Genomic DNA, 25285 nt, shown 5'->3' with positions numbered 1-25285 from the left:
CGAGCAGCGTGAATCGCAGGCCGACAACCGGGCCGCGATCAGCGTGGCCAAGGCCGTCGGCGGCGCCGGCGGAGCACGGCCCGGTGCGCAAGATTCGATGTAACTAGCGCAAGAAATCTTGCAAGCAAAGAAGATCTTCGATGATCTTCTGAAATCAACGCACAGAACTCTTGCTTCGCCGGGCGCCGACCCCTACGGTCCTCTCATGTCCACACCCACCAAACCCCTGGCCGCGGCGTTCGCCGTGGTCCTGGGCTTCAGCACGCTGCTCGCCGCGGGCCCGGCCGGGGCGGCGTCCGCCGCGGCCCGCCCCACGCGGGCCGCGCTGGATCCCGCGCTGGTCGCCGGGCGCGGCGCCGATCTCGGGTTCGCCGAGCAGGAGGCTGAGAACGCCGTCACCGACGGCACCGTCATCGGGGTCGGCACCGATGCCTACACCCTGGCCGCCGAGGCGTCGGGCCGTTCGGCTGTGACGCTCAAGCCCGGGCAGTACGTGCAGTTCACGCTGCCGGCGGCGGCGAACGCCATCACGGTGCGCTACAGCATTCCCGACGCGCCGGGCGGCGGCGGCATCACCGCGCCGCTGGACGTGTCGGTGAACGGCCACGACCACCGCACGATGACGCTGACGTCGCAGTACGCGTGGCTGTACAACGAGTACCCGTTCAGCAACGACCCGAATGCCGGGCCGCTGAACCCGGACTGGTGGACCACCGAGTGCAACTGTGTGCCGGATCAGACGACACCGGCCCCGGTGTTCCCGACACCGTTCCGTCCGAACCACTTCTACGACGAGCAGCGGCTGCTGCTGGGCCGCACCTACCGGGCCGGCGACGTGATCCGCCTGACCGCCCCGGCCGGCACCAACGCCACCGCCACCACCATCGACCTGATGGACTCCCAGCTGGTGGCGCCGCCGAAGGTGGATCTGCGGGCGGCGAACGTGCTGCTGTTCGGCGCGGACCCGACCGGCCGGCGCGACTCGGCCGACGCCATCGACCGCGCCATCGCCTTCGCGCACCTGGCACACGTGCCGGTGTACATCCCGCCGGGGGTGTTCCAGGTGAACCGGCACATCATCGTCGACGACGTCACCGTCGAGGGCGCCGGCAGCTGGTACACCGTCATCAAGGGCCACCAGGTGACACTGGCGACCCCCGCACCGGACGGCTCGGTCCACACCGGTGTCGGCTTCTACGGCAAGGACGCCTCGGCCGGCGGGTCGCACAACGTGCACCTGTCGGACTTCGCCATCGAGGGCGACGTACGCGAGCGCATCGACACCGACCAGGTCAACGGCATCGGCGGCGCGATGTCCGACTCCAGCATCGAAGGGCTCTACATCCACCACACCAAGGTCGGGATGTGGTTCGACGGCCCCATGGACCACCTGAGCATCACCAACAACCAGATCGCCGACCAGATCGCCGACGGAATCAACTTCCACACCGGCGTCACCGACTCGGTGGTGCGGAACAACTTCATCCGCAACACCGGCGACGACGGCCTGGCGATGTGGTCGGACAAGACCGCCGACGCCGAGGACACCTTCGACCACAACACGGTGCAGACACCGGTTCTGGCCAACGGCATCGCCCTGTACGGCGGCACCGACCTGACGGTGTCGGACAACCTGGTCGCCGACCCCATCCGTGAGGGTTCGGCGCTGCAGATCGGCTCCCGCTTCGGCGCGGTGCCCTTCGCCGGCACCATCACCGTCAAGGACAACACCACGGTGCGCGCCGGAACGTTCGAACTGAACTGGAAGATCGGCCTGGGCGCCATCTGGATCTACGCCCTGGAACACAGCATCGACGCGAACATCCAGGTCAGCGGCGACGACTTCCTGGACAACACCTACAACGCGATCATGCTGGTGTCGGACTTCTCCGTGAAGGACCAGTACCAGATCACGAACGTGCACTTCTCCGACATCAAGGTCGACGGCACCGGCACCTCGGTCGTCTCGGCCCGCTCCGCAGGCGGCGCCACGTTCCAGAACGTGGTCGCCCGCAACGTCGGCGCCGTCGGCATCAACAACTGCGGCTCGTTCAACTTCACCCCGGCCGGCTCGGAGTTCACCGTCACCGACCTGGGCGGCAACACCGGCGGCGGCACCACGGGACCGTGGATGGCCTCGTGGGAGTTGCCGAACACCATCACGTGCGACGACCGGCCGCCGGTCGTGCCGCCCCCGGCTCCCTCGGCGTGGCCGACCAGCTGAGGTGAGATGAGCGTCGCCGCGCCCGGAAAGTGGGAGGGCGCGGCGACGCTCACTGCTGTGCGGCTGTGTAGCTGTGCCGCTAGACGCTGAACGTGTACGTGGTGCCGTTGACAGCGGTCAGCGTCGCGACCGCGACATTGTGGTTCGGCATGGTCAGCGAGTACTTGTACTTCGCGTTCCTCGTCAGCCCGCCGGTCCCGGTCGGCGCGGTGACGACGAGCTGCCGGTTCTGCACCCCGGCCGTGGACTGGCCCTCGAACAGCTGCGTCTCGGCCGTGTCGTTGCTGTAGATGTAGACCTTCATGTGATCGCTCCTTCGCTGCCGGCTTCCGTACCGCAAAGCTAGCGGCGGCATCGCGCCCGTCGATGCACGATGAGGCGCGCCGCTAAGCCGGACTCAGTGCTCGAAAGCGCACGTCGGCAAGCAGCCCAGCGCACGTCGGCAACCAGGCCGCGGCGCGCACCTCACCGGCGCACCGGCTCCGGCGCCGTCCACGAATCCAGGACCCGCAACGCCTGCGCGCTGTCCGACCCCGGCTGGACCGTGTACACACACAGAGTCTGCTCGGCATCGCCCGGCGTCTGAAACGACTCGTAGGAGAAACGCAGCTCGCCCACCACCGGATGCCGATAGCTCTTCTCACCGTGCGTGCGCCGCAGCACCCGATGATCGTTCCACCAGCCGGTGAACTCCGGGCAGGTCAGCATCAGCTCCCCCACCAGATCGGCGAGCTGCTTATCGTGCGGATACCGGCCCGCCTCGAACCGCAGCATCGCCACCGTCTCGGCGGCGATCTGCTCCCAGTCCCCGACCCGCTCGCGTGCCAGCGGATCCAGCAGGTAGTACCGGGCCATGTTGCGCCTGGCCGCCGGCAGCACCTCGAAATCGGTGATGATCGCCCGCGCCAGCCGGTTCGCCGCCAACACATCGGTACGCCGGCCCAGAATGAACGCCGGCACATGATCCAGCGTGTCCAGCATCAGATGCAGACCGGGCCGCACCCGCTGCACCCGCGACGGCGCGCGCCGCGAGGTCCCCGCCGCCCCGGCACCAGAGCCAGAGCCGACGCCGGTACCGAAACCGGACCCGGAACCGGCGGCCAGCAGGTCCCTGAGGTGTTCGGCTTCGGTGTCGTCCAGCCGCAGCGCCCGCGCAATAGCCGCGATCACCTCCGGCGAGGGGTTGCCGGCACGTCCCTGTTCCAGCCGCGTGTAGTACTCGCTGCTGACCCCGGCCAGCCGCGCCACCTCGTCACGGCGCAGCCCCGGCACGCGCCGGATCCGGCCGTCGAACGGCAACCCGGCCTGCTCGGGGCTGATCCCGGCACGCCGTGAGCGCAGAAACCCGGCGATCTCCTTGGCACGGTCCATACCCCCAGTGTGGTCCACGCCGCGCCCGCCGGGGCGGGCCAGGGTAGCCCTGCCAGTACCTGCCTGGACGGGGACAGTTATGGCCGCCCGAAGGCCCCCGGCCGCTGGTGTGCTGGATGCGGGCCGGAAAACACCGGCCGCACCAGGCATCCACCCGCACCGTAAGAAGGCAATCACCATGTCCGTGAACATCACAGCAGCTTCCCTGGCCGGCCGCGTCGCCGTCGTCACCGGAGCCTCCAGCGGCATCGGCGAGGCCTGCGCGCTGCGTCTGGCCGCGGCCGGGGCGCGCGTCGCCGTGGTGGCGCGCCGCGAGCAGCGGCTGGCCGAGCTGGTCACCCGCATCGAGAAAGACGGCGGCACCGCGCTGGCGATCACCGCCGACGTCACCGACCCGGCCGCGATGCGCATCGCCGCGGACCGTGTCCGCTCCGAGTTCGGCGACGCCGATCTGGTGGTGAACAACGCCGGGGTGATGCTGCCGGCGCCGGTGCAGGAACTGGCGATCGACCAGTGGCAGCAGCAGATCGACCTGAACATCGGCGGCGTGATGAACGTGATCGCCGCGTTCACCGGCCAGCTGGTCGCCGCCGCCGCCGAACGGGGCGTGGCCGACCTGGTCAACACCTCCTCGATCGCGGCACAGAACATCTTCCCCGGTTTCGCCGTGTACTGCGGCACCAAGGCCTACGTCACACACCTGTCGCGCCAGCTGCGCGCAGAGCTCGGCCCGAACAAGGTGCGGGTCTCGGCACTGGAGCCGGGCATCGTCGGCACCGAGTTGCAGACCCACGTAACCGACGCCGGCGCCCTGGAATGGCTGGCCGGCGCCAAGGAGAGCATGGAGTTCCTGGACCCGGCCGACATCGCCGAGACCGTGGCGTTCCTGGCGGCGCTGCCGCCGCGGGTGAACCTGCAGCAGGTCACGATCATGCCGACCGGCCAGGCAAGCTAGTCAGGAGGCGAAAAGCACCTCGACGCCGCCGCGCATCAGCGCGGCGGCCGTCGCATCCTGGGCCCCCACATCGGTGATGACACCGGCGACCTCCCCAAGCGGCAGCACCGTGTAGCGGGAGGCCGCACCGACCTTCTCGGCGCTGGCCAGCACCCAGGTGTCGGCGGCGCGCGCCGCGAGGGCTCGTTTCATGGCGGCCTCGTCGGCGTCGGCGGTGGTCAGGCCGGCTTCGGCGTGCACGCCGGTGACGCCGAGCAGGAAGAGGTCGGCGCTGATCCGGGCGGCGGCTTCGGCGGCCGCGGCGCCGCAGGTGACGGCGGAGTGCTTGAACAGCCGTCCGCCCAGCAGGAACACCTCTGCTTGGTGGTCGAGCAGCGCGGCGGCGATGGTGGGGCTGTGGGTGATGACGGTGCAGGCCAGGGTTTTCGGCAGGGCGGCGACGACGGCGCCGGTGGTGGTGCCGCCGTCGAGGATGACGGTGGTTCCGGGCCGGATGAGGCCGGCGGCTTTGGCGGCGACGCGGGCTTTGCTGTCCGGGGCGACGGTGTCGCGGGCGGCGTAGGCCACGACGGCCGGTGAGGCGGGCAGCGCGCCGCCGTAGACGCGCACGGCCAGCCCGGCGGCGTCGAGTTCGCGCAGGTCGCGGCGGATGCTGTCCGGTGAGATGCCGAGTTCGGCGGCGATGGTCTTGGCTTCGACGCGGCCGTTGAGCCGGAGGCGTTCCAGGAGCAGTTCTTTGCGCGCGGCGGCCAGCATGCCGATTCCTTCCGACTTATTCACGATCTGCGTCACGATGCTGCATGTTCTTGCCGTATCCTACACGGTATGACGAAACCACTGCTGATTCTGATAGCGGGCCCGTACAAGTCCGGCACCAACGGTGATGAGGCGCTGATGCGCCGGAACCTTCAGCGGCTGCAGGAGGCGGCGTGGCCGATCTTCGCCGCCGGCCATGTGCCGATGATCGGCGAGTGGGTGGCGCTGCCGGTGCTGGAATCGGCCGGCGGGTTCGGCCCGAACGATGCTCTGGCCGAGCAGGTGATGTATCCGACGGCGCAGCGGCTGTTGCAGCACTGCGACGCGGTGCTGCGGCTGCCTGGCGAGTCCGCGGGCGCCGATCAGGATGTGGCGATCGCCAACGAGCGCGGCATCCCGGTCTACACCTCGCTGGATCAGATCCCGGGCGCCGCGGTGGCAGGGGTCTGAGGCCGGGGGCGTCTTAGCGTGCCGAGCGGACCTTCTCGTAGTGCCGCGCGGCACGCACCCGGTTGCCGCAGGTCACCGAGCACCATTCGCGCCGCGGGTGGGTTTTGACGAAGTACAGCACGCAGCCGGGCGCGTGGCAGGCCCGCAGTTTGTCGGCGTCGGGCCCGGTGAGCAGGCCGATGGCGTCTTCGGCGATGTGCGCCAGCCCCGCGGCGATGCTGGAGGCCCCGCTGGTGGAGCTCTGCCGCAGTTTCCCGCCGGCCAGGGCCAGCCGGGGCGCCGGCAGGTTGGCCAGGACGTTGTTGACGTCGTGCACGGCGGTCTCGACATCGGCGGTGGCTGACCGGGCCTGCTGCCGGTCATCGGCGGTGACCTGGGCTGCCAGGCGCCGCAGGGCGTCGCGCAGCTGCCGTGCCAGCTCCAGGTCGGCCTCGCCGGCCGTGGTTCCTTCGCGCTCGATGGTGACGGCGTCGCAGAAGGCGGTGAGGTCCTCGGTGTCGGTGAGGCTGTCGTGCAGGCCGGCGGTGTCGGCCCAGATGGTGGCCATCAGCGCGATCGGCGCGCCTTCCTCGGCCAGCATCCACTCCCGCTGGGCCGCCGCCCCGTGTTCTGCCTCGCCGTGTTCTGCCTCCCGGTGGCGGGCCGCCGTCTCATCCATGCCGCGAGGTTATCACGGATGGATCCGCTTGCATCCGTGATAAGCCCGTGGTAAACCTTGTCACGGATGAAGATGTGAGTTTCCGTGAGAAGGGCGGAGGGTGATGGGCTTCCACACCGGAGAGTTGGCCGTGCAGCGCCGGGCCGGTGTCGCACAAGAAGCCTCGCGGCTCTCGCCCATGCTGGATCCGGCACGGTTCTCCGCCGGGTTCGCCGGCTTCCTGGCCCAGCGCACCTTCGTCGTCGTGGCCGGCACCGATGACCAGGACCGGCTGTGGGCCTCGCCGCTGGCCGGGCCGCCGGGATTCGTGCAGGTGACCTCGGCGACGCAGGTGACCGTGCACGCCGGCCCCGCCGCCGGCGATCCGCTGCACGACATCCGCGCCGGGCAGCAGATCGCCATGACCGCGATCGAATTCGCCGCACGCCGCCGTGTCCGCATCAACGGAACCCTGTCCCACGCCGACGCCGACACCCTGAGCATCGAAGCCGAGCAGGCCTACGGCAACTGCCCCCAATACATCACCCCGCGCCTGCTCGCCCCGGCCGACCCGGCCACCGGAGGCGAACACCCCGGCCCCGGCGGCGACATCCGCCGCGACACCGCACTGAGCGCGCAGGACGTCGCGCTGATCAGCGCCTCGGACACGTTCTTCCTCGGCACGCGCCACCGGCAGCGCGGCGTCGACGTGTCGCACCGCGGCGGCCCGGCCGGGTTCGTGCGTGTCGAGGAAGGCAGCTTGTGGTGGCCGGACTATCCGGGCAACAACCTGTTCAACAGCCTCGGCAACCTGGCGGTGGATCCGGCGGCGGCGCTGCTGTTCTTCGACTTCGCCGCCGGCCTCACGCTGCAGCTGTCCGGCACCGCCGAAACCCTGTGGGGCCAGGCCGGCCCGGCCGACACCGAGGCCGAAACCGGCCGGATCGTCCGCTTCACCCCTCAGCACCTGGTCACCGGCCCCCTGCTGCCGGCCCGCCTGATCACCCCCGACACTCCCGAAAGGACCCTGTCATGACCGGCTCCCGTCCCCCGCTGCCGCCGTTCGACGCCCCCGCGGCACTGCGCAAAGTGCAGGCCGCCGAAGACGCGTGGAACACCCGCGACCCGCAGCACGTCGCCATGGCCTACACCCCCGACTCGGTGTGGCGGAATCGCGACGTGCACCTGGTGGGACGCGAGGCGATCGTGGAGTTCTTGACCGCCAAGTGGGAACGTGAGCAGGACTACGCGCTGCGCAAAGGCCTGTGGGCCTTCGGCGAGGACCACATCGCGGTGCGCTTCCAGTACGAATGGCACGACTCCTCCGGCCAGTGGTGGCGCAGCTACGGCAACGAGCTGTGGAAGTTCGACGAGCACGGTCTGATGAGCCGCCGCGAGGCCTCCATCAACGACCGCCGCATCCAGGCGGCCCAGCGCCGCTGGTTCGGCCCGCGCCCGGAATCAGAACACGGAGCCGACTTCCCCCTGTGGTAGGCCGCCCCGCCCGGGCCTCCCTGTGAAGGCCTGGCGGCCTGGGCATCGGCCGGGACGCCGTGGGCCATGGGCGTGTACGCGCTGGCGCAGGCTCTCACCGGGGCACCGGCGATCGCCGACGGTGACGAGGCTGACGAGGGTGGCGAAGGTGGCCAGAGCACCGAGGCGACCGAAACCGAACAGCTCTACCGCCAGGCGATCGCCCACTTCGACCGGGGCGAACTCGGGGTGCTGCAGGTCAGGTCCCGGCTGCTGTTCGGCGAATGGCTCCGCCGCCGCAACCAGCGCGGCCAGGCCCGGACCGAGCTGCGAGCCGCGCACGAGGCGGCGCTTTCCATGGGCATGGACGTGTTCGCCGAACGCGCCCGCCGCGAGCTGCTCGCCACCGGCGAGACCGTCCGCAAACGCACCGTCGGCGCGCCGGTGCTGACCCCGCAGGAGACGCAGATCGCCCAGCTCGTCACCGCCGGACGGTCGAACGCTGAGATCGGTGCGCAGCTGTTCCTGAGCCCGCGCACCGTGGAGTGGCACCTGGGCAAGACGTTCGCCAAGCTGGGGATCTCCTCCCGGCGCGAGCTCGACGCGGCACTGTCCGGGCCCGGCCGCTAGCGCAGGAAGCGATCGGCCCGAGGAACCCCTGAAGGTTCCCCGGGCCTGAACGCAATCCCCGCGGGGCCCAACCCACGCAGGACCTGATCCCCGCAGGACCTAGTGCAGCACCGCCACCTTCGCCGCGGCGACCAGATCCGGCTGCAACCGCCGTGCCACATCCACGTGGTCGCCGGTCCAGATCACCCGCACCGCCGTGGCCGTGGCCTGCCCGTCCTGATCGATCAAGTCGGTACGGACCGAATCGACCAGCCGCGCCGCCGACTCCGGCCGAAGCTGCACCGGCGCCGGAATCGGCTTACGTCCGCCCAGACTGTCCGCCAGACCCTGATACCAGCCGGTGACACTGTCCGTGGCCTCCAGAATCGCGTTGTGCGCGGCGCTCTGGTCGGCCATGGCATGGCAGCGGCCGGTCTTCTCCCACAACGCCACCACCGAATCAGCCGCCAGACGCAACCCCACCACACCGGTCACCAAGGTGGTGGTGTCGGCCAGCGACAGCGGCTTCGCGCCACGCTCGGCCAAGTAGGTGCGGTACGCGTCATCCAGACGCCGCGCCGAGGCCGCCGCATCACGGCTCTGCGCCGCCACCGGCTCCAGCGGCGGCGGCGTGCTCGTGGCCGCATCACAGTGCCCCAGCGCGTACGCGACCGCGCCGGACAGATACCGCGCAGCATCCGTATAGGCCCCCGCCATGGCCTTGTCCACCGCGGCCGCCGCGCCACGAGGCCAGAAGAACAACGCCACCACGATGCTCACACCGCAGCCCAGCGCGATGTCCTGGATCCGCAGCAGCACAATGTGCCAGTCCGGGTTCTGCCCGATATTGAACAAGATCACCAGGGTCACGGTGAACGCCGCCTGCCCCGCGGCGAACGAGATCGCCGCCGGCGCGATCCCGGCGATCAGGATCGCCACCGGCAACAACAACCACAGCACATTGCCGTGATGCCCGATCACCTGCAACAACCCGGCCCCGATGATCGACCCGAACACCGTGCCCATCACCGCACGCACCGCGTTCTGACCGGTGTTCAACGCGTTCGAACGCAGCACCGACAACGCACCGAGCAACACCCAGAACGAATGCTGCACACTCGTCACATCAGCCAGCAGAATCGCAATCGCCAAACCGATCGCGCCCCGCACACTGTTGTGCAACCACACCGAACTGAACCCCAGATGCGCCGAAGCACGCTCCCGCGCCGAAGCCAACGGCTTCGCCAAAGCCCCGGGCTCCCGGCCCAACAGCCGATCCGGCCAGCTCCGCTGCCACGCCTGCGCCGCCAACTCCACGTTCCCGGCGATCTGCGCCACCGCGAACCCCAACTCCAACGCCCGAAACGAGAAGTCCAACGTGGAGATGAACGTATAAACCTCGCCCGGGGTCTCACCCACCGGCTGATCCACCGGCAACCGCGCCGTCGAACTGGCCTCCATCGCCGCCAACGCCACCTGCAGCCTCTCCACCGAAGCCCGCAACGGCGCCACATCACCCCGCATATCCATCAACAACGCCGACGCACCATCAAGCACCTCGGCAGCAGCGACACGCGCGGCGCGCGCCTCCGGGTCGCACGCCGGCGGCTGCTCCTCATAGTCCGGCCGGTCGGTGAGGATCGTGCACAGCCACGTCAACTCATCGACCAGGCGCACCAGCGTCCGCGACGACGTCGACAACCCCGTCGGCCGATACGGCGTGGCATCGAACTGCCGGCGCAGCGCGTCGTTCGCCGCGGCCGTCTCATCGGCGGCGATCTTGCACGCGGCGGCGTCGAACACCCGGCTGCTCCCGGTGGCCACCGCATCAGCCCGCAACAGCGCCGCCGCAGCCCGACACACCCGCGCCGCCGGCCCCGCAAGCGGATCCGACACCGGACGCGGCCACAACAGCACCACCGCCGGCAACGCCGCAGCCGCCGCCAGGCCCGCACCGACAAGCCGGTCGGGCAGCGCGGAGAACGACACCGGCGAGGCCACCGGCAGCACGAACGCCAACAACAACGCCGTGGCACTGCCGGCCAGCACCGAGCTGACCACCCCGGAGAACAACACCAGGAACGCCACCACCAGCGTCGCGGCGACCGCCAGCCACGTCACCCGCGCCACGGCCGTCCCGACACAGATCAGCGCCGCCCACGCCACCGCCAACGCGAACTGCGCCCGCAGCCGCTGGATCAACGTGCCGCTGTAATCGACCAGCAGCAGCATCGAGAACGAACCGAACGCCGCGAAAGAAGCCATCGTCGGCGAATGCAGCACCTGCGTGCACACCGCGAACAACGCCGGCATCACCACCGCGGTGCGCGCCGCCCGGCGCGTCGCCGCCAACGCCGGATCATGCGACCGCAACCATCCCACCAGCTCCGATAAGCGCTCCGACACCCAGGCCCCTGACGACATTCACACCTCCGGTGAGCACGTCGGCCTGGCCAGGCGCCACACCGCGCTCAAATGTGTACCACCGTCGCCGATCACTGCGTCGGATCGTCCACCAGATCCTGCGTACCGAGAACCGACAGCAGCTCCAACTTCTCCACCGCATCAGTGCCCGGCACCGGACTGAACCACAAAAGCCGCTGACTACCGTCCTCGGTGAGCAGGTTCAGACAATTCACGTCGATGACCCCCAGCTGCCGGTGCACGATCCGCTTGGTGTCCATCCGCCGCACCGCCACATCGTGCCGGTTCCACAGCACCGCGAACTCCTCACTGCGCCCCAACAACTCCGCGATCATGCCGTTGGCCTCCTCATCGGCCCGGCCACGCCGCGCCATCGCCGCCCGCAGATCCGCCACGAACGTCTGCGCGTGCCGGTCGTGATCCTCCGGCGGATACAGCGAACGCGCCGCCGGATCGGTGAACCACCGGTACACGAACCCCGCCCGCGGCCCGACCCCAGTCGGCGCCGGCCCCAGCAACGCCTCGGCCAGCCGGTTCTGCACCAACACCACATGCAGATCGGTGATCACCCGCGCCGGCGTGCCCACCAGGCGATCCAGCAGATCCAACATCCCCGGATGCACATGCGCCGCACCCCCGCCGGCCGGCGGCACCGGCCGCCCCGCCAGCTGATACAGGTGGTCACGCTCGTCCCGGGACAACCGCAGCGCCCGCGCGATCGCCGCCAGCATCTGCTCAGACGGCTGCGCCCCGCCCCGCTCCAACTCGATGTAGTAGTCCACCGACGCCCCCGCCAACTGCGCCACCTCATCCCGGCGCAAACCCGGCACCCGGCGCCGCGGCCCCGTCGGCAACCCCACATCCCGCGGACGGATACGGTCTCGCCGCGACTTCAGGAAACCTCCGAGCTCCAGCAAATCCACCCTCCCAGTGTGGATCACCGGCCGACACGGAGCCAGGGGGCGCCGACCCCTGGGTAAACGGCAACTGGCTACCGCCCCCGACCAGGCGCACCGTGGTCACAACGAAACCAGAAACGGAGCAGACCATGACTACGGACACCGCCCCGGACGTCACTCCCGACGCCGCCCCGGACAGCACTGCCGACAGCACCCGGGACAGCACCCGCGTCGCCATCGTCACCGGAGCCTCCCGCGGCATCGGACACGCGGTCGCACAACACCTGGCCGCCGACGGATACGCCGTCGTCCTCGGCTACGCCGGCCGCGCCGACCTCGCCGAGAAAGCCGTCACCGAGATCACCTCCGCCGGCGGCCGCGCCATCGCCGTGAAGGCCGACGTCGCCGACGAAACCGCCGTGAAGACCATGTTCGACGCAGCCGAGCAGCGCTTCGGCGGCATCGACGCCGTCATCAACGCCGCCGGACAGATGAAACTGTCCACCGTCGCCGACCTGAACCTCGACGACCTCGACGCCATGCACCGCACCAACATCCGCGGCGCCTTCGTCGTCGCCCAGCAAGCCGCCAAGCGGCTGCGCACCGGAGGATCCCTGGTGCTGTTCTCCACCTCCGTGATGGGCACCAAGTTCCCCACCTACGCCGGATACACCGCCAGCAAAGGCGCCGTCGAGGCCATGACGCTCATCCTCGCCCGCGAACTGCGCGGCCGCGACGTCACCGTCAACGCCATAGCCCCCGGCCCCACCGCCACCGACATGTTCCTCGACGGCAAGGACGACGAACTCATCGCCCACCTCGCCGCCCAGAACCCGCTGGAACGACTCGGCCAACCCGAAGACATCGCCCGCGTCGTCGCCTTCCTCGCCGGACCCGAAGGGCACTGGGTCAACGGGCAAATCGTCCGCGCCAACGGCGGAATGGTCTGAAAGGACCCCCACCATGACACGCAACATCATCATCGTCACCGGCGCCTCATCCGGATTCGGCAACCTCACCGCCCGAGCCCTCGCCACCGCCGGACACACCGTCTACGCCGGAATGCGCGAAACCACCGGACGCAACACGACGCGCGTCGCCGAACTCGCCCAACTCTCAGCCGACACCGGCATCGACATCCGCGGCATCGAAATGGACGTCCAAGACCAGGACTCCGTCGACGCCGCCATCGCCCAGATCGCCGCCGAACAAGGCCGCCTGGACGTCGTCGTCCACAACGCCGGACACATGGTCCTCGGCCCCGCCGAAGCCTTCACCCCCGAACAACTCGCGCAGCTCTACGACATCAACGTCCTGAGCACCCAACGCGTCAACCGCGCAGCCCTGCCCCTGATGCGCGACGCCGGCTCCGGCCTGCTCATCTGGATCGCCAGCTCCAGCACCCGCGGCGGCCACCCGCCGTTCCTCGCCCCCTACTTCGCCGCCAAAGCCGGCATGGACGCCCTCGCCGAAAGCTACGCCGCCGAAATCATCCGCTACGGCATCGACACCGTCATCATCGTCCCCGGCGCCTACCCCACCGGCACCAACCACTTCGCCCACGCCGGCACCCCCGCCGACACGGCGCGCGCCACCGAATACGACACCGCCTACGGCGAACTGCGCGCCCAGATGGCCGACCGCCTCGCCGGCCTGTTCCCCGCCGGACGCACCACCGACGAAGTCGCCGAGGCCGTCGTCACCGCCGTCGGCACCCCCGCAGGCCAACGCCCCTTCCGCATCCACGTCGACCCCAGCCGCGACGGCAGCGACGTCGTGTCCACCGTCGCCGACCGCATCCGAGCCGAGTTCTACCACCGCATCGGCATCGCCGACCTGCTCCCCGAACACGCCAGCCGCTGACAGCGCCGGCGATACAAAGAAAGGCCCACGCACACCATGCCCTTCGCGAACTTCAAAGTCCCCGCCGGCACCCTCACCGACCAGCAGAAAGCCGAAATCATCCACCGCACCACCGACCTGTACGCCGACATCTACGGCGAACGCGCCCGCGCCGGCACCATGGTCCTCGTCGAAGAAGTCACCGACGGCGGCTGGGGCATCGGCGACCAGGTCCTGACCCTGGCCGTACTCCAGGGCGGCCCGACCGAACAGACGCCAAACGCGGAAGAGTAGTCCGAACAACTCAGGGCGCGGCAGCCGCAACAGCAGCCGCGCCCCGAACCTCGCTCACACTCCGCCGGACAAGAACCCCGAACTCATCGTTGTTCGCCACATCGCACCACCGCTCATAAGCCCGCCTCAACGCCAACGCACCCAACTGCGCAGCCGCCTCCGCCACCAGCACCTCAACACCCCGCCCCGCCACGGCGCACGCCATCGCAGCAGTCAGACTCACGCCCTTGAGCGCCTCGCGCTCCCGCAGATCAGCATGAGCCTCGATCACCGCACGCCGCCGCGCAGCGAACTCCCGATACTCCGGCGTGAACACCAAGCCGCCCAACGCCTCCAACCCACACCCCACCGCCTCCAACGCCCCCGCATCCACCGGAGCGGCCGCGATCGCAGCATCCAGATGCCCGGTCAGCACATCCTCACCGAACAACACCCCCCGCTTGTCCTGGAAATGCCGGAAGAACGTGCTCTTGGCCAGGCCGGCGCGCGCGTCATCGGAACCGCCTCCGCCGACACCGCCGACTTCCTGCGCGGCCTCGGCGCCGAACCCGTCGCCTACGGCCCCGGCCTGCCCGACCGCGTCCGCGCCGCAGCCCCGAACGGCATCACCGCCGCCACCGACCTGCACGGCACCGAAACCGCTGAAACCGCACTGGCCCTCGGCGTCCCCGCACACCGTGTCTCCACCATCGCTGCCGGCCCCAACCCGCCTGCGGGCGTGCGCGCCACCGGCGGCGTCAACGCCCGCCCCGAAGACCTCCGGCACATCGCCGACGCCGTCGCCGCCGGCCACATCACCATCCCCATCGCCGCCACCTTCGACGTCGAGAAGATCCAGGAAGCCGTCCGGCTGCAGGCCACACGGCACGTCCACGGAAAGATCGTCGTCACCCTGTGAACCCGCGAAAGGGGTACTGCCAAGACCCCTAAAGCCAGACACTCCCCGTCGCCCGACGACCAGCGTTGACTGAGAGCCGTGGCCGTGGCCGTCGCCGCAATCACCCGAACAGCGGTACCCGACCCGCGGCGGCACGCCACGGCCCCCAGCGATGCCGCAGCATGCAAAGCGACACCAGGAACGAGGAACCCCATGCGCGCCACCTTCATGTACGGTGCCGGCGACGTCCGCGTCATCGACGTCCCCGACCCGGCCGTCAAGCACCCCACCGACGCCCTCGTCCGCGTCGTCGCCTCCTGCATCTGCGGCTCCGACCTGCACCCTTACCACAACCGCCCGCACAGCGACGACGGCGCATCCATGGGCCACGAGTTCCTCGGCGTCGTCGAGGACACCGGCAGCGAGGTCGCGACTATCAAGCGCGGCGACCTCGTCATCGCCCCCTTCGCCTGGTCCGACGGCACCTGCGACTTCTGCCGCGAAGGCCTGCAGACCTCCTGCCGCCACGGCGGCTTCTGGAACTCCGGCGACGTCGGCGGCGGGCAGGCCGAAGCGGTCCGCGTCCCCCTCGCCGACGGGACCCTCGTGCCCGTGCCCGTCGAAGAGAACTCCCCGCTCATCCCCTCGCTGCTCACCCTGTCCGACGTCTACGGCACCGGCTACCACGCCGCCCTCAAGGGCCGGGTCGGCCCCGGCACCACCGTCACCGTCATCGGCGACGGCGCCGTCGGACTCATGGCCGTGCTGTCGGCCAAGCGCCTCGGCGCCGAACAGATCATCCTCATGGGCCGCCACACCGACCGCACCGACCTCGGCCGCACCTTCGGCGCCACCGACGTCGTCGCCCACCGCGGCGAAGAAGGCATCCAGACCGTCCGCGACCTCACCGGCGGCGACGGCACCCACGCCGTCCTGGAAGCCGTCGGCCACATGCCCGCCTACGAACAAGCCCTCGGCGTGGTCCGCCCCGGCGGCGTCATCAGCCGCGTCGGCGTCCCCCAATACGACCAGGCATCCGTCGGCTTCGGCACCCTGTTCGGCCCGAACATCACTCTCACCGGCGGCCCCGCGCCGGCCCGCGCCTACATCACCACCCTGCTGCCAGACATCCTCTCCGGCGCCGTCGACCCCGGAAAGGTCTTCGACCGCACCATCGGCCTGGAGGAAACCGCCGACGGCTACAAGGCCATGGACGAACGCACGGCGCTGAAAGTCCTGATCCGCGACTGATCCCGCATCGCATCGGCGCCCGATCACGACGCCGGGCGCCACGCCACCCCCATGCGCCACACTGGACCCCGTGCAGCTCGACGTCCTGATCCTCGGCCCGCTGGAGGCACGCGCAGACGGCGCACCGATCCCGATCGGAGGCGCCCGGCTGCGCGTGCTGTTGACCAGACTCGCCCTGGACGCCGACCGCAGCGTCTCCATCACCGCGCTGATCGACGCCCTGTGGGGCCAAGAGCCGCCGGACGGCGCCGCCAACGCCCTGCAATCGCTGGTGTCCCGACTGCGCCGCGCCCTCGGCGACCCCGACCTCGTCCTGGGCACCCCCGGCGGCTACCGGCTCGCCGTCGCCCCCGAGGCCGTCGACGCCCGCCGCTTCGAAACGCTCGTGCAGCAAAGCCGCCAGGCCGCCGACCCCGCCACCACCCGGAACCTGCTGCGCCAAGCCCTCGCGCTGTGGCGGGGACCGGCACTGGCCGACGCCGAGGCCGCCGACGCCGGCTTCGCGGTGGCGCCGGCCGCCCGCCTGGACGAGCTGCGGCTGACGGCCTTGTGCGACCGACTCGACGCCGAGCTGCGCCTCGGACTGCATGCCGAAGCACTGCCGGAGTTGGAAGCGCTGTCCACGGAGCACCCGCTGCGCGAGAACATCGCCGCGCTGCTGATGAAAGCGCTCTACGCGGCCGGCCGCCAAGCCGATGCCCTGGCCGTCCACGAACGCATCCGCACCGCACTGGCCGACCAACTCGGCATCGACCCGTCCGAGCACCTGGCCGCCGTCCACCTCGCGGTGCTGCGCAACGACCCCGCGCTGTCCCGCGGCGCAGGCAGCCCGTCGCCGCCGCCCGAACAACGCCGCACCAACCTGCGCTCCCGGCTGACCAGCTTCGTGGGACGAGAAGAGGAAGTCGCGCGAATCGGCAAGATGCTCGCCGCCTCCCGGCTCGTCACCCTCGTCGGACCGGGCGGCGCCGGGAAGACCCGGCTCGCCACCGAAGCCGCGGGCCAGCTGCTGGAAAGCAGCACTGCGAACACGGCGAACACGGCAAACGCTGAGAACGCTGAGAACGCTGGAAACACAGCGAACTCTGCGAACCGCGACGTCTCCGACGGCGTATGGCTGGTCGAACTCGCCCCCGTCACCGACCCCGGCGAAGTTCCGCAAGCCATCCTCACCGCCCTCGGCCACCGCGAGATGCGCGTCCTGCGCAACGAAGCCCAAGCCGGCCCCGGCCGCGACGCCCTCACCCGCATCGTCGAAGGACTGGCCGGCCAACACCTGGTCCTCGTCCTCGACAACTGCGAACACCTCGTCGACGCCGCCGCCCGCGCCGCCGAACACCTCCTGCACCACGTCCCCGGCCTGCGGATCCTCGCCACCAGCCGCGAAGCGCTCGGCATCGGCGGCGAGAACCTGTTCCCCGTGCTGTCCCTGGCCCAGCCCGCCGAACTGACCGCGCACACCGAACAGACCGAACCGGACGCCGCCGACCACGCACTCGCCTTCCCCGCCGTCCGGCTGTTCGCCGACCGCGCCGCCGCCGTCCGCCCCGGCTTCGCCATCGACGCCGACAACGTCGCCGACGTCGTGAAGATCTGCCGCCGCCTGGACGGGCTGCCGCTGGCCATCGAACTGGCCGCCGCGCGTCTTCGCACCCTGCCGCTGCACGCCGTCGCCTCCCGCCTCGACGACCGGTTCCGGCTGCTCACCGGCGGCAGCCGCACCGCCATGCCCCGGCACCAGACCCTGCGCGCCGTCGTCGCCTGGAGCTGGGAACTGCTCTCAGAACCCGAACGCGACCTGGCCGAACGCCTGTCGGTGTTCCCCGGCGGCATCACCGCCGAAGCCGCCGCCGCCGTCCACCCCGCCACCGCCGCGGACATCGACGACCTGCTGTTCACCCTCGTCGACAAATCCCTGCTGCAGCCCGTCGAACCCGACCGCGCCCGCTCCGGCACCCCCGACGACGCCCCGCCCCGCTGGCGCATGCTGGAGACCCTGCGCGAATACGGCATCGAACGCCTCGCCGAAGCCGGAACCGCCACCGACGTCCGCCGCGCCCACGCCCGCTACTTCCGGGACCTCGCCGAACAAGCCGAACCCCACCTGCGCCGCCGCGAACAGCTCACCTGGCTGGCCCGCCTGGACGCCGACAGCGACAACATGCTCGCCGCCCTGCGCTTCGCCGCCGACCTCGGCGACGCCGGCACCGCCGTCCGCCTCGCCGCCGCCCTGGCCTGGTACTGGTCCATCGTCGGCCAGACCACCGAAGGCCGCGCCTGGCTGGAACTGGCCCTGTCCGTCCCCGGCGACTCCCCGGCCGAGGCGCACGCCGTCGTGACCATCCTGCACGCCCTCACCGGCCTGTTCAGCGCCCAGGACTGGACCAACCTCTCCGAGATCACCGACGCCCTGGCATCGGTCCTCGACGACACCGGCGCCGGCCACGGCAACCCGCTCCTGGCCATCGCCGCCTGCACCATCCCGATCATCACCGACGACCTCCCCGGCGTCTACGCCCAGGTTGCCCTCCACGAGCACCACCCCGACCCCTGGGTCGGCGGCATGCTCCACCTGATGCGCGGCATGGCCGCCGAGAACGCCGGCGACCTCGCCACCCAACGCCGCGACCTGCAAGAAGCCCGCCGCCGCTTCGCCCAGATCGGCGAACGCTGGGGCCTGTCCGCGACCCTGTCCGCCCTGGCCGCCATGGCCATGGCCGACGGCGACACCACCGAGGCCATGCACCTGCAGGACCAGGCCCTGACCCTGCTCCGCGAGATCAACGCCGCCGACGACGCCGCCCAGGTCCAGATGATGCGCGCCTTCGCCCTGGCCCGCACCGGCGCGATGCAGGAAGCCAGGGCCCTGATGGAATCCATCCTGGAATCCGGCCGCCGCAACCACTCCCAACCCTCGGTCCTGATGGCCCACCTCGGCCTGGCCGACATCGAACGCAAAGAAGGCGACACCGGCGCCTCCTGGGAGTACATCCGCGCATCCCAGGAACTCACCCGCGACCACTGGCAAGGACCCCCGCAGCTGCTGGCCGCACGCGAGATCACCGTCGCCCTGCTGCACCTGGCCGCCGGCAACGACGAAGCCGCCGCCGACCGCGCCCGACCGGCGCTGCACGAAGCCTTCCGCCTGGGCCGCATGGCCCACGACATGCCGGTCCTGTCCCGCATCGCCGTCGTCACCGCCTGCTACGCCGCCGCCCTCGGCGATGCGCGGGCGGCCGCACGCACGCTGGGTGCCGCCGTCGCACTGCGCGGCGGCACCGACCTCGGCGATCCGGATCGCGCCGAGGTCACCGACAGCGTTCAGGCGCAGCTCAGCGAGGCGGAGTTCGACGAGGCGTTCGCCTCCGGGCAGGCGTTGACGCGGTATGAAGCGCTGGAGTTCATCGCAGGGTTCTTGGGCGTCGACTGAAAACCGTCTGTGGCTTCGCTCTCAAAGGCCTGCCAGCAGCAGCAAGCGCTCCATGTGCTCGACCGGCAGGTACGGCGAGGCCGCGGCGGCCTCCGCGACGGCCTCGCAAGGGTCGTCGAGAAGCTGAAGCAACGCGGCCAGCGGGAGATTGCGGTGGCCGGCGACCGCGCGGCGGACACGTCTGTCCTCATCACTGGCCAACCGCTCCGCCAGCTCCGCGGGCAGGTCCGGGTCGCGAGGCGCGAACGAGCGGAGCCTGGGTTCGGGATCGGTCGCGAAACGGCGCAGGGCCTCCGGGGCGAAGGTCAAGACCTCGGCCCGATCCCACCAGAACGTGAACTTGTCCCGCCCGCGGTAGCTGCGCTCGATGCTCTCGGCGGTCACCGGATCGACCAGGTGCGCGGCGGTCTCGGCCATCGTCAGGCGAACCCTCTCCGCCCCGTCGGCGAGCAGCCGGGCCACCGCGTCAGCAGGCAGAGTCTTGCTGTAGGCCGCCGAAATCCGGAAACAGACATAGGGGGAGTCGATGTGCGGCAGCGGATCGGCGGTGACCCAGGGCAGCTCGAGGATTCGCAGGTCCAACCACGCATCGTAGGTAGCAGGCGAGGGCTCCATGACCGCCGCATAGATCTGCGCACGGACATCATCAGGCGTGTCGGCCCGCGCGAAGACCTTGACCCGAACACAGAAGTCCGGATCCACAGCGAGCCGGTCGCGATACTCCGCCGGCAGATCCGGACGCCGCGCGAGCTCGCCACGCACCTCAGGATTCGGATCCTCGGCGAGCAGCCGGAGCGTGTCGGCATCGAGGACGGCATGGGCCACGGCACCCGCACGCGTCACCGGATCCGCCAAGAGCCCCGGCACCAGATCCGCCGGCGGAATCGGGTGAGGCGGCCGCGCGAAGCGGGTCGAACAGGCGGCGGCACGCACCATCGGGTCCGGATCGGTCAGCAACCTGCGCCGCACATCCTCCGGCGCCTTGTTCCAGCACCGCGCCAGCTCGTGACGGATCAAGGGATCGGGGTCATCGGCGAGGCGAGCCCGCAGATCGGGCGGGGTATAGAGGTTCTGGGCCAGCTCCTCGCGGACGCTCCGATCAGGATCGGCGATGAGCAGCTCCAACGCCTCCCTCGGCATGATCTTCGCACGGGCGGCGAGTGCGGCACGTATACTGCTGTCGCGGTGCGCGGCCAGCTGTATGCGGAACCTGTCGGGCACCAGGCGGTTGAGCGCCAGCGAGTGCACGAGCCAGTGGTCGTCGATGGCGATGATCTCGGCGATCATCTCATCGGTGAGATCCGGACGCCCTGCCACGTTCCCGCCACCCCTCCGCCACGCGAAAAGGCGCCGGACCAACGCCGGCGGCATGGCGGTGTTCACGGCCAGCCCGTCGATCACCTCGACGAGATGATTCGGGGCGGCGGGCGAGGTACCAGGGTGCATGGAATCAGGATGTCAGCCGAGACCTCTAGCCTTCCAACACCAAGTTTTCCAAGGGGAGGTCACGCAGATGGGCGGCGACAACTGGACGACGACGGGCCCGTATCAGCAGAACATCGCGGCAGCGTTCCGCCAAGCGCAGGAACAGGAACTGGCCAATGGCATCCACGACCACACCGGGCGCACCATCGACGAGCTGTGGGAAGATCCCGACTGGCGCGAATACATCTTCACCGGCGGCACCGGCTCGACCCTGGACTTCTTCGAGCTCCTGACCGGCGAGGGCCATGAGAACGAGCCCGGCAAGATGCGGCTGCTGACCGACGCCGAAGTGAAGGCGTGGGCACCCGACGGCAAACCCACCTACGGCGACTGGATAGACGCTCTCACCGACGGAGACCTGTTCGGCGACTTGGACCGCGCCTGTGGGAACTGCACCGTGCTCTATCGCAACGGCCAGCCCACGGAGATCGGCTACTGGGGCGTCACCGCAGATTAGGCGCGGCGGCTCTGGACTTCTTGGCGGTGAGCTTTTCGAACACCTCGCGCATCTTCGGCTCGGAGCTCGGCAGTCGCTTGTCGAAGACTTTCTTCCCGGCCGGGGTCAGCCCGTGCCCGTGGTGTCGTGCTCCGGCCTCAACCATTGCACCGCACGCCGACAACCACGTTACACAGGCCGTTCCCTCAACCCCTACTCCCCCATGATCGAAAAGCTCATTTTAGGAGAGTGCCGCCGGAGGCGGCTCCTTATAAGGGTGTGTTGAAGGTGGTGGTGACCCAGGTAAGGGAAGAAGTTTGGGGCCTGTTATCTATTTGAAGAGTCGATCGTTGCGGTGGGTTCGACCGTCGTGTCCGTTCGGCCGAACCCACCGCATCCTTCGATCTCAGCTCGCCTCAGCTCACGGCGCCAGCACCCACTGCTGGTTCTGGCCGCCGTTGGCCGTGTACTGGATCACCGCTGTCCCGGTGTTGGTACTGCCGCCGGAGACATCGATCATCTGGCCGTCGTACACGCTCTTCAGTCCGATCACGCCCGGACCGGCGTCGACCAGGGTCCAGCGCGAGTTGCTGTTGCCGTCGTCGCTGAACTGGATGAGTTGGGTCGCCGCGGTGGTCGTCGGACCGGGGATGTTGACCAGCTTGCCGCTGTTCGCGTTGACGATCGTGTACGCGCCGCTGCTCTGCTTCACGAAGGTCCAGCGCTGGTCGGCCTGGCCGTTGTCGGACCACTGGAGCAGTGTCGCGCTGTCGGCGGTGGAGTCGTTGTTCACGTCCAGCCGGCCGCCGGTCAGGAGGTTCTCGACGCGGTAGCTCTGGTTCGCGTCGGGGACCGGGACCAGCGTCCACTTCTGGTTGGCGCCGGTGTTGGAAGTCCACTGGATCACCTGAGCCCCGGCGGCTGTCGAATTGCCGGAGACGTCGGCGAGCAGGCCGTCCGATGAGGATTTCAGTGTGTAGGAGCCGCTGCCGGTCGGGACGAAGCGCCATTGCGAGTCGGTGGCCTTGTCGTCGGCCTTCTGGGTCAGCTGGGCGCCCTGGGTGGTGGAGGGGACCGCCAGCTGGAGGTGGCTGGTGCGGTTGATCACCTTGTAGCTGCCGTCGCCGACCGGGACCAGCTGCCACTCCTGGTCCAGGGCGTTGTCAGCGTTCTGCTGCACGATGCCGTTGCCCGAGGTGGCCAGGTTCAGGCCGCTGTTGGCGTTGACGATGTTGTACGACAGGGCCGTGTAGTTCACCGCGCCGGCCGGGACGACCTTCAGCAGGGTCGCGCCGTGCGAGGGCAGCGAGACGCCGTAGCCGGTGGCGAAGGTGCCGAGGTCGGTGTGCGACCAGTCGTCGTGCACCGTCGCCGAGGAGCCGGTGAATCCGATGTCCTGCCAGTTGACGGAGACCGTGGCGGCCGAGCCCGACTGGTTGAACAGGGCCACGGTGTAACTGCCGTCGCCGTTGGCCGCGTACCACGCCTGGAGCTGCGTGGTGCGGTCGACGGCGCGGGCCGGGTGCCCGGACTGGTCCACGGCCAGCACTTCGCTGTTGGTCAGCAGGCCGACGTCGGTGGAGTCCAGGTTGGTCAGGTCCACGCCGAGGGTCAGGTTGGAGTTCTCGATCGCCCACAGCGTCAGCTGCGTCTTGCGCTCGTCGTAGGTGAGCCCGTCGTTAGAGCCGTTGCCGACCTCGACGGAGTCCAGGTCGTTCCAGCCGCCGGTGGTGCCGGTGCCGATCCACGGCTGCACGTCGTTGAACCGCGCGCTGACGTTGTTCCAGTCGGTGAGCGGGAACGAGGAGTTCGAGCCGCAGTAGCACTCGACGTCGCCGTCGATGCGCCAGCCGTTGGAGTACTGCTGCCAGGACGCGGCGTCGGCGGTGGTCAGCGAGTTGGACAGTTCCAGGTGGATGGTGCGGCCCGACTGGTTGAGCGCCTGCGACCAGTGCTGCACGTCGGCGACGGCCTCGCTGTCCCCGTCGTTCGGGCTGACGCCGTCGATCTTCAGGTAGTCGATGCCGTAGCCGGCGAGCTCGTCGGCCCAGGAGTTCAGGAACGCCTGCGCGGCGGCCGGGTTCTTGGCGTAGTCGATGTAGTACATCCGCCCGCCGCCGAAGTTGTAGTTCGTCTCGGTGCTGCTGGTGTTGGAGACGATGTCCCGGGCGTGGAACGAGGTCCCCTGGATCGGCGTGTTCTGGTTGTAGGCCGCGACCGGGATCCCGGGCGTCAGGTACATCCCGAATTTCTCGCCCAGGGAGTGGATGTACGAACCCAGATTCGCCATGCCATCAGGGAACTTGCCGGTGTCGGTGACCCACCGGCCGTAGGAGTCGACGGTGCTGGCGGGGTCCAGGTACCAGAAGTCGTCGAGGTTGACGTACTTGTAGCCGGCGGCGACCAGACCCGAGGACGACATCGCCTGCGCCTGGGCCTTCATCTTCGCCTCGGTCGGCGAGTTGCGCAGGAATGACCAACTGCTCCAGCCCATGAGCGGCGTGACCGCCGCGCCGTTGCTCTGCGCGTAGGCCTTCGGCTGTTGGCTGTTGACGCAGAACAGGGCGAGCAGCGCCGCCACGCACAGGGCGAGGACGCGGCGGGGGCCGGGACGTACGAATGGGGCGGTGTGCATGACGTGCTCCCTGATGGCGGTGAACGGACCGGGAATCAAACAGGAAGGCAATCAACCGAACAGGTTGAATCGAACATCTACGCACTGGAGTAAACGGATCCGACCGTTGTCCGTCAAGATGAGAGGCGCATGAGATTTCACCCGGCGGTAACAAAACGGCGACGGCCGCAGGTAGCACCCGCGATCGTCGCCGGACGGCGGACGGCGGACGGCACCATGCTGGTGGGCCGCCAAGAATCAGGGCGCGGAGACCGCACTCCCCCGCCGTGCCGACGCGCGCCGGCACCACAATCCGGCCTGACCTCGGCACACCGCTGGTCAGCATCGGCAGCTACAGAGCTGCGGTGCCGTCGATTGCCCGGCTCTGAGCTGGCAGGTTCTCGCCGGCGCCGACGTGGTGATGCGGCGCAGCACGATGCACTATGTGGGGTCGCTATTGGGGCCTGTTATCCATCGACAGGCGGCGTACGACTACCGCTCCCGCACCGCGTACGTCAGGTGCGTCACCCGCTTCGAGGCCTCCGACCGCACCGGCTCGATCGCGACCTTCGCCGCGTCCACGTTGTCGAACAACCGCGTACCGGCGCCGAACAGCACCGGCGACACGGCGAGGGAGAACTCGTCGACGAGCCCTGCGTTGAGATACTGCACGATCGCGTCGCTGCCGCCGGCGATCCGCACGTCGCGCTCCCCCGCGGCGTCGCGGGCCTGCTCCAGTGCGCTGTCGATGCCGTCGTTGACGAAGTGGAAGGTGGTGCCGCCCTCGCGCTCCCAGGGGTCGCGCTTCTCGTGGGTGAGGACGAAGACCGGGGTGTGGAACGGCGGGTCGTCCGGCCAGGAGGCCGCGCCGAGGTCGAACATGCGCTTGCCCATGACGCTCGAGCCGGTGCGTTCGAACGTGTGGCGGGCGATGTCGTTGTCGAGCCCTTCCTCGCCGCCCTGGCCCAGGGTCAGGTTCTCGCGGAAGAAGCGCAGCGGGAACAGCCACGCCTGCAGCTCCATCCACTGGCCCAGCCAGCGGTCCAGCCTCGGGTCCTGCTCGCGCTGCTCGGGGGTGGAGAGCAGGGCGTCCATCGACACCGGGGCGCTGTAGCCGTCCAGGGACATCGAGACGCTGAAGAACACCTTGCCGTCATGATCACGCGCAGCCATGATCGCCATCATGGGGGTTCGGCGCGCCCGGAACGAGTAGGACGCGCCGAAATGGGCTGATTCTCGTCTGAAACAACCCCCCAAA

General features: G+C 69.6%; 23 protein-coding genes and 1 pseudogene. 14 read left to right on the top strand and 10 right to left on the bottom strand.

Annotation, left to right across the window (positions count from 1 at the left end; all coding sequences use genetic code 11):
* Positions 1–205 precede the first annotated feature (205 nt).
* Complete coding sequence (locus tag ABIA35_RS05200; protein ID WP_370357022.1) at positions 206–2224, top strand: glycosyl hydrolase family 28-related protein; 2019 nt, start codon at positions 206–208, stop codon at positions 2222–2224.
* 79 nt (positions 2225–2303) lie between these two features.
* Here the strand turns inward: ABIA35_RS05200 and ABIA35_RS05195 are convergent, their stop codons facing one another.
* Positions 2304–2528, bottom strand: coding sequence for a hypothetical protein (locus ABIA35_RS05195; protein ID WP_370357021.1), 225 nt, complete (start codon positions 2526–2528; stop codon positions 2304–2306).
* A gap of 161 nt (positions 2529–2689) precedes the next feature.
* A complete protein-coding gene (locus ABIA35_RS05190) occupies positions 2690–3595 on the bottom strand; it encodes a helix-turn-helix transcriptional regulator (protein WP_370357020.1) in 906 nt (301 codons plus the stop codon).
* 178 nt (positions 3596–3773) lie between these two features.
* Here ABIA35_RS05190 and ABIA35_RS05185 point away from each other — a divergent pair, with 178 nt between their 5' ends.
* A complete protein-coding gene (locus ABIA35_RS05185; protein WP_370357019.1) occupies positions 3774–4550 on the top strand; it encodes an SDR family oxidoreductase in 777 nt (258 codons plus the stop codon).
* Here the strand turns inward: ABIA35_RS05185 and ABIA35_RS05180 are convergent, their stop codons facing one another.
* Positions 4551–5306, bottom strand: coding sequence for a DeoR/GlpR family DNA-binding transcription regulator (locus ABIA35_RS05180; protein ID WP_370357393.1), 756 nt, complete (start codon positions 5304–5306; stop codon positions 4551–4553).
* A gap of 69 nt (positions 5307–5375) precedes the next feature.
* Here ABIA35_RS05180 and ABIA35_RS05175 point away from each other — a divergent pair, with 69 nt between their 5' ends.
* Entirely contained in the window at positions 5376–5756 is a 381-nt protein-coding gene (locus ABIA35_RS05175; protein ID WP_370357018.1) for a DUF4406 domain-containing protein, read from the top strand.
* Between the two features lie 13 nt (positions 5757–5769).
* Here ABIA35_RS05175 and ABIA35_RS05170 read toward each other — a convergent pair whose 3' ends face one another.
* The gene (locus ABIA35_RS05170; RefSeq protein WP_370357017.1) at positions 5770–6414 is read right to left on the bottom strand and encodes an ABATE domain-containing protein; all 645 of its coding nucleotides are present in this window, start codon (positions 6412–6414) and stop codon (positions 5770–5772) included.
* Between the two features lie 103 nt (positions 6415–6517).
* On the opposite strand from ABIA35_RS05170, the gene ABIA35_RS05165 reads away from it, so the two are divergent.
* The 3 genes from ABIA35_RS05165 to ABIA35_RS05155 all read left to right on the top strand — a co-directional run bounded on the left by ABIA35_RS05165 (position 6518) and on the right by ABIA35_RS05155 (position 8496).
* Entirely contained in the window at positions 6518–7429 is a 912-nt protein-coding gene (locus ABIA35_RS05165; protein ID WP_370357016.1) for a pyridoxamine 5'-phosphate oxidase family protein, read from the top strand.
* Positions 7426–7887, top strand: coding sequence for a nuclear transport factor 2 family protein (locus ABIA35_RS05160; RefSeq protein ID WP_370357015.1), 462 nt, complete (start codon positions 7426–7428; stop codon positions 7885–7887). The genes ABIA35_RS05165 and ABIA35_RS05160 overlap by 4 nt, the downstream gene beginning before the upstream one ends.
* A 66-nt stretch (positions 7888–7953) precedes the next feature.
* Complete coding sequence (locus ABIA35_RS05155) at positions 7954–8496, top strand: LuxR C-terminal-related transcriptional regulator (protein ID WP_370357014.1); 543 nt, start codon at positions 7954–7956, stop codon at positions 8494–8496.
* Between the two features lie 99 nt (positions 8497–8595).
* Here the strand turns inward: ABIA35_RS05155 and ABIA35_RS05150 are convergent, their stop codons facing one another.
* Positions 8596–10278: an FUSC family protein gene (locus tag ABIA35_RS05150; RefSeq protein WP_370357013.1), complete on the bottom strand. Its 1683-nt coding sequence runs from the start codon at positions 10276–10278 to the stop codon at positions 8596–8598.
* Positions 10279–10291: 13 nt separating this feature from the next.
* Here ABIA35_RS05150 and ABIA35_RS05145 point away from each other — a divergent pair, with 13 nt between their 5' ends.
* Positions 10292–10690: a hypothetical protein gene (locus ABIA35_RS05145; protein ID WP_370357012.1), complete on the top strand. Its 399-nt coding sequence runs from the start codon at positions 10292–10294 to the stop codon at positions 10688–10690.
* A 280-nt stretch (positions 10691–10970) separates the two neighbouring features.
* Here the strand turns inward: ABIA35_RS05145 and ABIA35_RS05140 are convergent, their stop codons facing one another.
* A complete protein-coding gene (locus ABIA35_RS05140; RefSeq protein WP_370357011.1) occupies positions 10971–11822 on the bottom strand; it encodes a helix-turn-helix domain-containing protein in 852 nt (283 codons plus the stop codon).
* A gap of 125 nt (positions 11823–11947) precedes the next feature.
* Between ABIA35_RS05140 and ABIA35_RS05135 the strand changes: the two genes are divergently transcribed.
* The 3 genes from ABIA35_RS05135 to ABIA35_RS05125 are packed head-to-tail and all read left to right on the top strand — an operon-like array spanning position 11948 to position 13934.
* Positions 11948–12748, top strand: coding sequence for an SDR family oxidoreductase (locus ABIA35_RS05135; RefSeq protein WP_370357010.1), 801 nt, complete (start codon positions 11948–11950; stop codon positions 12746–12748).
* A 13-nt stretch (positions 12749–12761) separates the two neighbouring features.
* Positions 12762–13661: an SDR family oxidoreductase gene (locus tag ABIA35_RS05130; RefSeq protein ID WP_370357009.1), complete on the top strand. Its 900-nt coding sequence runs from the start codon at positions 12762–12764 to the stop codon at positions 13659–13661.
* A gap of 36 nt (positions 13662–13697) precedes the next feature.
* Positions 13698–13934 carry a tautomerase family protein gene (locus tag ABIA35_RS05125; protein ID WP_370357008.1) on the top strand — a complete coding sequence of 79 codons (237 nt, stop codon included), beginning with the start codon at positions 13698–13700 and terminating at the stop codon, positions 13932–13934.
* Between the two features lie 10 nt (positions 13935–13944).
* On the opposite strand, the gene ABIA35_RS05120 is transcribed toward ABIA35_RS05125, so the two are convergent.
* Positions 13945–14367 carry a TetR/AcrR family transcriptional regulator gene (locus ABIA35_RS05120; protein ID WP_370357007.1) on the bottom strand — a complete coding sequence of 141 codons (423 nt, stop codon included), beginning with the start codon at positions 14365–14367 and terminating at the stop codon, positions 13945–13947.
* Positions 14368–14412: 45 nt separating this feature from the next.
* Here ABIA35_RS05120 and ABIA35_RS05115 point away from each other — a divergent pair.
* The 3 genes and pseudogenes from ABIA35_RS05115 to ABIA35_RS05105 form a co-directional block, all read left to right on the top strand.
* Positions 14413–14832, top strand: a pseudogene (locus ABIA35_RS05115) (zinc-binding dehydrogenase); the annotation flags it as partial.
* A gap of 192 nt (positions 14833–15024) precedes the next feature.
* Positions 15025–16062 carry an alcohol dehydrogenase catalytic domain-containing protein gene (locus tag ABIA35_RS05110; protein WP_370357006.1) on the top strand — a complete coding sequence of 346 codons (1038 nt, stop codon included), beginning with the start codon at positions 15025–15027 and terminating at the stop codon, positions 16060–16062.
* Positions 16063–16132: 70 nt separating this feature from the next.
* Positions 16133–19492 carry a BTAD domain-containing putative transcriptional regulator gene (locus tag ABIA35_RS05105; protein ID WP_370357005.1) on the top strand — a complete coding sequence of 1120 codons (3360 nt, stop codon included), beginning with the start codon at positions 16133–16135 and terminating at the stop codon, positions 19490–19492.
* Between the two features lie 21 nt (positions 19493–19513).
* Here the strand turns inward: ABIA35_RS05105 and ABIA35_RS05100 are convergent, their stop codons facing one another.
* Positions 19514–20893, bottom strand: coding sequence for a hypothetical protein (locus ABIA35_RS05100; RefSeq protein ID WP_370357004.1), 1380 nt, complete (start codon positions 20891–20893; stop codon positions 19514–19516).
* A 112-nt stretch (positions 20894–21005) separates the two neighbouring features.
* Here ABIA35_RS05100 and ABIA35_RS05095 point away from each other — a divergent pair, with 112 nt between their 5' ends.
* Positions 21006–21434, top strand: a complete 429-nt coding sequence (locus ABIA35_RS05095; protein WP_370357003.1) for a hypothetical protein — start codon at positions 21006–21008, stop codon at positions 21432–21434.
* Between the two features lie 400 nt (positions 21435–21834).
* On the opposite strand, the gene ABIA35_RS05090 is transcribed toward ABIA35_RS05095, so the two are convergent.
* Both ABIA35_RS05090 and ABIA35_RS05085 read right to left on the bottom strand, forming a co-directional pair.
* The gene (locus tag ABIA35_RS05090; RefSeq protein ID WP_370357002.1) at positions 21835–24048 is read right to left on the bottom strand and encodes an RICIN domain-containing protein; all 2214 of its coding nucleotides are present in this window, start codon (positions 24046–24048) and stop codon (positions 21835–21837) included.
* A 471-nt stretch (positions 24049–24519) separates the two neighbouring features.
* On the bottom strand, positions 24520–25200 hold the full coding sequence (locus ABIA35_RS05085; protein ID WP_370357001.1) for a dihydrofolate reductase family protein: 681 nt from the start codon (positions 25198–25200) through the stop codon (positions 24520–24522).
* Positions 25201–25285: the final 85 nt, after the last annotated feature.

It is taken from the genome of Catenulispora sp. MAP12-49 (assembly GCF_041262705.1).
GTDB lineage: Bacteria > Actinomycetota > Actinomycetes > Streptomycetales > Catenulisporaceae > Catenulispora.
The sequence above is the reverse complement of the archived record's forward strand: the minus strand, read 5'-3'. Positions and strand labels throughout refer to the sequence as shown.